Annotated in this window: 7 protein-coding genes; all 7 read right to left on the bottom strand. The window is 64.0% G+C overall.

Features of this window, described 5'->3' with window-relative positions; translation table 11 throughout:
* Positions 1-141 precede the first annotated feature (141 nt).
* The gene (locus OE647_RS18460; RefSeq protein ID WP_263723236.1) at positions 142-1,311 is read right to left on the bottom strand and encodes a phenylacetate--CoA ligase family protein; all 1,170 of its coding nucleotides are present in this window, start codon (positions 1,309-1,311) and stop codon (positions 142-144) included.
* Positions 1,312-1,390: 79 nt separating this feature from the next.
* Positions 1,391-2,206, bottom strand: coding sequence for an ABC transporter ATP-binding protein (locus OE647_RS18455; RefSeq protein ID WP_263723235.1), 816 nt, complete (start codon positions 2,204-2,206; stop codon positions 1,391-1,393).
* Positions 2,207-2,276: 70 nt separating this feature from the next.
* Positions 2,277-3,557 carry an ABC transporter substrate-binding protein gene (locus OE647_RS18450; protein ID WP_263723234.1) on the bottom strand — a complete coding sequence of 427 codons (1,281 nt, stop codon included), beginning with the start codon at positions 3,555-3,557 and terminating at the stop codon, positions 2,277-2,279.
* A 70-nt stretch (positions 3,558-3,627) separates the two neighbouring features.
* On the bottom strand, positions 3,628-4,704 hold the full coding sequence (locus OE647_RS18445) for a branched-chain amino acid ABC transporter permease (RefSeq protein WP_263723233.1): 1,077 nt from the start codon (positions 4,702-4,704) through the stop codon (positions 3,628-3,630).
* A 3-nt stretch (positions 4,705-4,707) separates the two neighbouring features.
* Complete coding sequence (locus tag OE647_RS18440) at positions 4,708-5,694, bottom strand: branched-chain amino acid ABC transporter permease (RefSeq protein WP_263723232.1); 987 nt, start codon at positions 5,692-5,694, stop codon at positions 4,708-4,710.
* Positions 5,695-5,738: 44 nt separating this feature from the next.
* Positions 5,739-6,560, bottom strand: coding sequence for an ABC transporter ATP-binding protein (locus OE647_RS18435; RefSeq protein ID WP_263723231.1), 822 nt, complete (start codon positions 6,558-6,560; stop codon positions 5,739-5,741).
* The gene (locus tag OE647_RS18430) at positions 6,557-8,527 is read right to left on the bottom strand and encodes a long-chain fatty acid--CoA ligase (RefSeq protein ID WP_263723230.1); all 1,971 of its coding nucleotides are present in this window, start codon (positions 8,525-8,527) and stop codon (positions 6,557-6,559) included. The genes OE647_RS18435 and OE647_RS18430 overlap by 4 nt, the downstream gene beginning before the upstream one ends.
* Positions 8,528-8,632 lie beyond the last annotated feature (105 nt).

Below are 8,632 nucleotides of genomic sequence, written 5' to 3'. Positions count from 1 at the left end.
GCAATCGCCCGTCCCGCTGCGCGAGATGAAAGCTCCGCGCGACGGGCGATTGCTCAACCCGCGCCAATAGGCGTAAATAACCACCGGGCTCCGGTCGTGGCTGGATGAAAGACCAGTGGCAGGTCAGCCAAGGTTCGCCCCTCAGTCGTAGACGCGCTGATCGTCGATGACCTTGCCGTCGTTCGGCAGGCTGCCCGGCGGCACGATCTCGATCCGGCCCTTCAGTTTCAGGGCCTCCACGATCGAATCCTCGTAGCCGGCGCCGGCGCCCTGGGGTGCTTCAATGCGGACCGTCATCACGTCCATCTCGCCCTCGCGCGTCGCGATGACCCGCGCGCGGGTAATCTCGGCGTGGCGGGCGACGAAGGCCGCGACCTGTTCGGGGCGCACGAACATCCCCTTGATCTTGGCGGTCTGATCGGCGCGGCCCATCCAGCCCTTGATGCGCAGGTTGGTCCGTCCGCAGGGGCTTTCCCCGGACAGAACCGCCGAAAGATCGCCCGTGGCAAATCGGATCAATGGATAGTCGGGGTTGAGCGTGGTGACCACGACTTCGCCCACCTCGCCCTCCGGGACCGGGTCGCCGGTGCCGGGACGGACGATTTCGACGATCACGCCCTCATCGACGATCATGCCTTCCATCGCCGGGCTTTCGTAGGCGATGTTGCCAAGATCGGCCGTGGCGTAGCATTGCAGGCAAGAGATGCCCCGCTCGGCATATTCCTTGCGCAGGCTGGGGAAAAGCGCACCGCCCCCGACGGCGGCCTTGGTGATCTTCAGCCGTTCGCCCATCTCCTCGGCCTTGTCGAGGATGACCTTCAGGTAGTCGGGCGTCCCGGCATAGGCAGTCGTCCCGATGTCGGCCGCGGCGCGCACCTGCAAGTCGGTCTGGCCCGTGCCCGCAGGCAGCACCGCCGCCCCCACGGCCCGTGCACCGTTCTCGAAGATCATTCCGGCGGGCGTCAGGTGGTAGCCGAAGCAGTTATGGACGATGTCACCCTTGCCCACCCCCGCGGCGTGGAGGAAGCGGCCCATGCGCCACCAGTCATGACTGACCCCGCCCGGTTCGTAGATCGGACCCGGCGACTGGAAGACATGGGCGAGGTTCGAAACCGGAATGCCGCCGAAGGGCGGGGTGTCCTTCTGGCGCTGGCCAAGCTCGGACTTGCGCAGCACCGGCAGGCCCGACAGCGCCCCAAGCCCATCCACGGGGTCAAGGCCCAGGCGCCGCAACTGGGCGTTCAGCGCCTCCTGCTGGGCTGCCGCGCGTTTGTCTGACGACCGGGTTTCAAGGCTGTCGTAATGGCTCATGTCATCCTTGGGGTCGCCCCCCTCCCTTCCCCGCACCGTGTGTGGGGGATCGCTGTCCTTGTCGCGGGTTGGTGCCTTGTCAGGCCAGCCAGCGCTTGCGCCGGCGATAACTGCGCACGTCGCGGAAGCTCTTGCGTCCCTTGTCCGACATGCCGAGGTAGAATTCCTTCACGTCCGGGTTTTCCCGGAGGTCCTTTGCGGGGCCGTCCATCACCACGCGCCCGCTTTCCAGGATATAACCGTAATGGGCGTAGCGCAGGGCGACGTTGGTGTTCTGCTCGGCCAGAAGGAAGGTTACGCCCTCCTTCTCATTCACGGCCTTCACGATCTCGAAGATCTGTTCGACAAGCTGGGGCGCGAGGCCCATGGAGGGTTCGTCGAGCAGGATCGTCTCGGGCCGGCTCATCAGCGCGCGGCCGATCGCGACCATCTGCTGCTCACCGCCAGAGGTGTAGCCCGCCTGGCTTTTCCGCCGCTCCTTCAGCCGCGGGAAGTAGTGGTAGACCATCTCCAGGTCCTTCGCGACTTCGCGGTCGCTGCGCGTATAGGCGCCGGTCAGCAGGTTGTCTTCCACGGTGAGATGGCCGAAGCAGTGGCGGCCCTCCATCACCTGGATCACGCCCTTCTTCACCAGGTCCGCAGGGCTCATGTCCTGCACGCGCTCGCCACGGTAGACGATGGAGCCCTTGGTCACCTCGCCGCGTTCGGAATGCAGCAGGTTCGAAATGGCCTTCAGCGTGGTGGTCTTGCCCGCGCCGTTGCCGCCCAGAAGCGCGGTGATGCCGCCCTTGGGCACCGAAAGGCTGACGCCCTTCAGGACGAGGATCACGTGATTGTAGATCACCTCGATGTTGTTGACCTCAAGCAGCGCGTCGGTCTTGGCGGCGTCGAGCATGGGGTGCCCCGTCGTTGAGTTTTCCGGATGCCCCCGGCCCTGAACGGGCCGGGGGCGGGTGTCAGGCCGCTTAGTTGCAGCGTTCCGCGATGTTGTTCTCGGCGGCGTAGGCGGCCGAGTCCTCCATGACGAGCGGCGTCAGCACTTCGTCATCGGGCGCGATGAAGTCCGTGATCAGGTTCCACTTCTTGGCGGCGGCATCCCACTGCTGGATCATCGCATTGCCAGGACCGCCGTGATCCTCGCACGAGGATGCAAAGGCCTGGCCGAAATTGGGCAGGCCAAGCTCGGTCATCCGGTCTTGGGTGATTTCAAGCGCCTCGAAACCGTCACGCACCTGCGCTGCGTTGACTGCCGAGGTGCCGGCCAGTTCCTGCGCCTTGCGGATCGCCTCGGAGATGACCAGCGCAGCGTACATGCCGCGCGAGTAGAGCACCGAGCCCACCTGGTCGCCAGCGCCTGAGGCCTTGCCCGCGTCATAGACATACTGCTTGAGGTCGGCGTAAACGGGATAGTCCATCCCGGTGCCGTGCATGGCGAGCGACTTGTAGCCGTTGGCGCCGTCTCCGACGGGCAGAACGTCATTCTCAGAACCCGACCACCAGACGCCGATGAAGTTCTCCATCGGGTAGCGGATGTTCGCGGCTTCCTGGATGGCGACGGCGTTCATCACGCCCCAGCCCCACATCAGGACGTAGTCGGGCTTGTCACGGCGGATCTGCAGCCACTGGGACTTCTGTTCCTGGCCGGGGTGGTCAACCGGGATCTCGACCAGTTCGAAGCCGTGCTTCTTGGACAGCTCCTGAAGCGTGCGGATCGGCTCCTTGCCATAGGCGGAGTTGTGGTAGACCAGCGCGATCTTCTTGCCCGACAGGTCGCCGCCATTTTCAGACAGAAGATGCGTGATCGCGACCGACGCGCCGTCCCAATAGTTGGCCGGGTAGTTGAAGACATTGGAGAAGACCTTGCCGTTGGCCGCCGAGGTGCGGCCGTAGCCCGGCGTGTAAAGCGGGATGCCATCGGCAGTGACCTTCGGGATCAGCTGGTAGGTGATCCCGGTCGAGAGCGGGTTATAGACGAGCGCACCTGAACCTTTGGTAGCCTCGTAGCACTCCACGCCCTTCTCGGTATTGTAGGCGGTCTCGCATTCCGGGTTTGCGACCTTTTCGCCACCGATACCGCCGTCACGTTCGTTCAAAAGCGTGAAATAGTCGTTGAAACCGTCGGCATAGGGAATGCCGCCCGGCGCGTAGGGGCCGGTCCGGTAGGACAGGTTCGGCACCACCAGCTCTGCCATCGCCGGCGTGGCCGCAGCCATGGCCAGGGCAATCGCGGTCAGGGTCTTCTTCATTTGGGTCTCCTCCCAGGGGTTAAGCGTTTCGGTCAGCCGGCTCCTGCCGGTCTTGTGGTTGGGCGGCCCCTCAGTGCGGGAAGGGCCAAAGCCGGAGTTTCTCTTTCGCGAGCCGCCAGAGCTGCGCCATGCCGTGCGGCTCGGCGATGAGGAAGATCACGATCAGCGCGCCAACGATCATCAGTTCGACATGTGCGGCAAGGTCGGTCGCCCAGCCCAGTTGGCCGACAAGGACGTTCTTCAGAAGGACCGGCAGCAGAACCATGAAGGCCGCACCCGCGAAGCTGCCGAAGATCGAGCCCAGGCCCCCGATGATGATCATGAAGAGGATCAGGAACGATTTCTGAATGCCAAAGGCCTCCCCCACCTCGGCCGCGCCAAGATAGACCGCGAAGAAGAGCGCGCCGGCCACCCCGATGTAGAAGGACGAGATCGCGAAGGCCGAGAGCTTGGTCGTCAGCGGGTTCACCCCGATGATCTCGGCGGCGATGTCCATGTCGCGGATCGCCATCCACTTGCGCCCCACGGTGCCGCGCGTCAGGTTCCGCGCGAGCCAGGCAAGCGCGAAGAGGATGATCAGGCAGAAGAGATACTTGGCAGAGGCCGTCGTGTTCGCCCCCGTGACCGCCTGGCCGAGGATCGTGCGTTCGGGCGCCGAGATCTGGCCAGAGGCGGAGTAGTTGTAAAACCACGGCACCTTGTTGAAGAGCCAGACGAGGAAGAACTGCGCGGCCAGCGTCGCCACCGCGAGGTAGAACCCCTTGATCCTGAGCGACGGCAGACCGAACAGCACACCCACCACGGCGGTCACGCCACCGGCCAGCAGCACATGGATCAGGATCGAGACCTCCGGGAAGGCCGTCATCAGCTTGTAGCAGGCATAGGCCCCGACCGCCATGAAGCCCCCGGTGCCGAGCGACACCTGCCCGCAATAGCCGGTCAGGATGTTCAGGCCCAGCGCCGCGATCGCATAGATCAGGAAGGGCACGAAAACCGCGTTCGCCCAGTAGTCGTTGATGACGAAGGGGACGATGCCGAAGGCGACCGCGATCACGGCGTAATAGCGCAGCCGGTCGAAGCGGATCGGGAAGGTCTGGCTGTCGTCGGCGTAGCTTGTCTTGAAGTCGCCGGCCTCACGGTAGAACATGCGTCAAACCCTCTCGATGATCTTTTCGCCGAACAGGCCCTGCGGCCGGAAGACGAGGAACAGCAGCGCCAGGACGTAGGCGAACCAGTTCTCGGTCGCGCCGCCGATCATCGGGCCAACGAAGAACTCGAAAAGCTTCTCGCCCATGCCGATGATCAGGCCGCCGACGATGGCGCCGGGGATCGAGGTGAAGCCGCCCAGCATCAGGACCGGCAGCGCTTTGAGCGCGATGAGCGAAAGCGAGAACTGAACCCCCGACTTCGAGCCCCACATGATCCCCGCGACCAGGGCCACGAAGCCCGCGATCGACCAGACCAGCACCCAGATGAAGCGCAGCGAAATGCCGACCGAAAGCGCCGCCTGGTGATCGTCGGCGACCGCGCGCAGCGCCCGGCCCTGCTTGGAGTACTGGCTGAAGATCGTAAGCGAGATCACCAGAGCCGCCGCCACGACCGAGGCCACGATATCGAGGTTGTCGATGAAGAAACCGTAGCCGAAGGCGTTGTAGGTGACCGAGTCGATGGTCTCGTTGATGCCCTGCGGCAGGCCGACATCCAGCTTCTTGATGTCGGCGCCCCACATGATGTCGCCCAGCCCTTCGAGGAAATAGGCCATGCCGATCGTCGCCATGAAGAGGATGATCGGCGCCTGGTTGACCAGGTGCTTGAGCACGTAGCGCTCGATGACGATGGCCAGAAGCACCATGACGCCGCCCGCCAGCACGATCGCGACGATGGCGGGCAAGTGCCAGCCGAATTCGTGCAGGTCAGTACCGAAGATCGCATTGAGCAGATGCGCGAAGGGGATCTGGCCATTCTGGAACCCCACAAGGGTCAGCGCGGCGAAAAGCGCCAACACGCCCTGCGCATAGTTGAAGATGCCGGACGCCTTGAAGATCAGGACGAAGCCCAGCGCCACGAGCGCATAAAGGACCCCGGCCATGAGGCCGTTCAGCCCCGCCTCGATTGCGTAGAGAAGCTGGTCAGGCATGGTGGGCCTCCGCTTTGGTGCCGGCGTTGTGCGGTGCGTGTGCCTCAGTCATGCGACACCCCCAGGTAGGCGTTGATCACGTCGGGGTTGTTGCGGACCTCGTCGGGGGTGCCGTCGCCGATCTTCTTGCCGTAATCCATGACCACGACCCGGTCGGACAGGTCCATGACCACGCCCATGTCGTGTTCGATCAGCGCGATCGTGGTGCCGAATTCATCGTTCACGTCGAGGATGAAGCGGCACATGTCCTCCTTCTCCTCGACGTTCATGCCCGCCATGGGTTCGTCCAGCAGCAAGAGCTTCGGTTCCGCCGCCAGCGCGCGCGCCAGTTCCACCCGCTTCTTCAACCCGTAGGGCAGACGGCCCACGGGCGTCTTCCGGATCGCCTGGATTTCCAGGAAGTCGATGATCTTCTCGACCTTCTCGCGGTGCGCGGTTTCTTCCTTCTCGGCCGTGCCCCACCACATCGCCTGGGCCATGAGCCCCGAATTCATCAGGGTGAGCCGCCCGGTCATGATGTTGTCCAGAACGCTCATCCCGTCGAAAAGCGCGATGTTCTGGAAGGTCCGCGCGATGCCCAGGCGCGCGACCTGATAGGGCTTCATCGGCCCGCGCTTGTAGCCCTTGAACCAGACCTCACCCTCCTGGGGCACATAGAAGCCCGAGATGACGTTCAGCATCGAGGACTTGCCCGCGCCGTTCGGCCCGATGATCGCGCGGATCTCCCCCTCGCGGATGTCGAAGGAGATATCGGTGATCGCCTTCACGCCGCCAAAGCGCAGCGTGATGTTCTTCATCTCCATCAGCACCGGGCCGATCTTGCGGCCGTCGGCGGTGGTGTAGCCTTCGGGGTTCATCTGGTTCATTCCGCCGCCATCCTCTTCTGGCCGTCCACGACCGCCGCGTCACGCAGCGTCAGCGTCGCCTTGATGGAGCCCTTGCGGCCGTCCTCGTAGGTCACTTCGGTCTCGGTGTAGATCTGGTCCTTGCCGGCATAGAGCGCGTCGATCAGGTCGGCGAACTTCTCGGCGATGATGTTGCGGCGAACCTTGCGGGTGCGGGTCAGCTCGCCATCATCGGCATCGAGTTCCTTGTGCAGGATCAGGAAGCGGTGGATCTGGCAGCCCGACAGCATCGGGTCGGCCGCGACCGAGCGGTTCACCTCCTCCACATGACCTTGGATCATCTCGTAGACCTTGGGATGGGCGGCAAGTTCCTGGTAGGAGGAATAGGCGATGTTGTTGCGCTCGGCCCAGTTCCCGACGGCGGTCAGGTCGATGTTGATGAAGGCGGTGCACATCTCGCGCCCCGCGCCGAAGACCACCGCCTCAAGGATGTTGGGGTAGAACTTCAGCTTGTTTTCCACGTATTTGGGCGCGAACAGCCGACCGTCCGCCATCTTGCCCACGTCCTTGGCGCGGTCGATGATGCGCAGGTGGCCGGTGTCTTCCTCGAAGAAGCCCGCGTCGCCCGTTGCGACCCAGCCTTCGGCGTCCTTGGTCGAGGCGGTCGATTCCGCGTTCTTGTAATATTCAACGAAGGTGCCGGGGGAGCGGTAGAAGACCTCTCCGTTGTCCGCGATCCGGACCTCGACGCCGGGCGAGGGCACGCCCACCGTGTCCGAACGCACCTGCCCGTCGGGCTGCTGGGTGATGAAGACCGAGGCCTCGGTCTGCCCGTAAAGCTGCTTCAGGTTGATGCCGAGCGAGCGGTAGAAATCGAAGATCTCAGGCCCGATGGCCTCGCCCGCGGTATAGCCCACGCGGATGCGGGAATAGCCCAGCGTGTTCTTCAGCGGCCCGTAGACGAAGATGTCACCCAGGCGGTAACGCAGCCGGTCCATCGCCGAGACGGGCTTGCCGTCCAGGATCGCCGGGCCAACCCGGCGGGCAAGCGCCATGTAATGGTCGAACATCCGCTTCTTCAGCTTGCCTGCGTCCTCCATCCGGATCATGACATTGGTCAGCTGGCCTTCGAAGACGCGCGGCGGCGCGAAGAAATAGGTGGGCCCGATCTCGCGAAGGTCGTTCATCATGGTGGAGGCGTTCTCGGGGCAGTTCACCGTGAAGCCCGTCCACAGCGCCTGCCCGATCGAAAAGATGAAGTCGCCGACCCAGGCCATCGGCAGATAGGCCAGGACCTCGTCCGTCTGGCGCAGATGGTCGAACTCGGCCGAGTTCTTCGAGGTCATGATGATGTTGCGGTTCGACAGCACCACGCCCTTCGGCTTGCCCGTCGTCCCCGAGGTATAGAGCATCACGCAGGGATGGTCGAAGGTCAGTTCGGCGATCCGTTTGTCAAGCTCGGCCCCGACGCGCTGATGGGCCGCGCGGCCCTCGGCCGCGACATCGGCCAGCGCGTTCATCTGCGAATGGTCGTATTTTCGCATCCCGCGCCGGTCGAGATAGGCAATCTGGTGGATGTTCGGCAGCCGGTCCTGGACCTCCAGCACCTTGTCGACCTGTTCCTGATCGCCGCAGACCACGAAGCGCGCGCCGCAATGGTCCAGGACATAGGCCATCTCTTCGGCGACGGCGTCCTGATAAAGCGGAACCGGCACCGCGCCGCACATCTGCGCGGCCATCATGGACCAGTAAAGCGCCGGGCGATTGCGCCCGATGATGGCGACATGGTCGCCGCGCTCAAGTCCGAGCGTCAGGAAGCCAAGCGCGATGGCACGGACCTCGTCCGCCGTTTCGGACCATGTCCAGCTTTGCCAGATGCCGAATTCCTTCTCGCGGTAGGCGGGCATCGCCCCCCATTTCGCGGCATTTCGCGCCAGCAAAGCCGGAATGGACTGCAAGGCAGCGTCCGTCGCCGTCTTCTCGACCAAGGGTCCTCCTCCCGCGCCGCTCACGGCGCTTGCTGTTCGCCAGGGCGATTCCTCTGGCGCCCAGCGTCTTGCCAGAAGGATTGTCGGTCAAAGGTTTCCTGACTT

Source organism: Albidovulum sediminicola (assembly GCF_025751575.1).
Classification (GTDB): domain Bacteria; phylum Pseudomonadota; class Alphaproteobacteria; order Rhodobacterales; family Rhodobacteraceae; genus Albidovulum; species Albidovulum sediminicola.
Note: the sequence above shows the minus strand (reverse complement) of the source record. Positions and strands in the feature narration are given on the sequence as shown.

Coding starts and splice junctions, on each gene's coding strand:
- OE647_RS18460 (WP_263723236.1), bottom strand. CDS start 1,311: ATGAGCCATTACGACAGCCTTGAAACCCGGTCGTCAGACAAACGCGCG.
- OE647_RS18455 (WP_263723235.1), bottom strand. CDS start 2,206: ATGCTCGACGCCGCCAAGACCGACGCGCTGCTTGAGGTCAACAACATC.
- OE647_RS18450 (WP_263723234.1), bottom strand. CDS start 3,557: ATGAAGAAGACCCTGACCGCGATTGCCCTGGCCATGGCTGCGGCCACG.
- OE647_RS18445 (WP_263723233.1), bottom strand. CDS start 4,704: ATGTTCTACCGTGAGGCCGGCGACTTCAAGACAAGCTACGCCGACGAC.
- OE647_RS18440 (WP_263723232.1), bottom strand. CDS start 5,694: ATGCCTGACCAGCTTCTCTACGCAATCGAGGCGGGGCTGAACGGCCTC.
- OE647_RS18435 (WP_263723231.1), bottom strand. CDS start 6,560: ATGAACCAGATGAACCCCGAAGGCTACACCACCGCCGACGGCCGCAAG.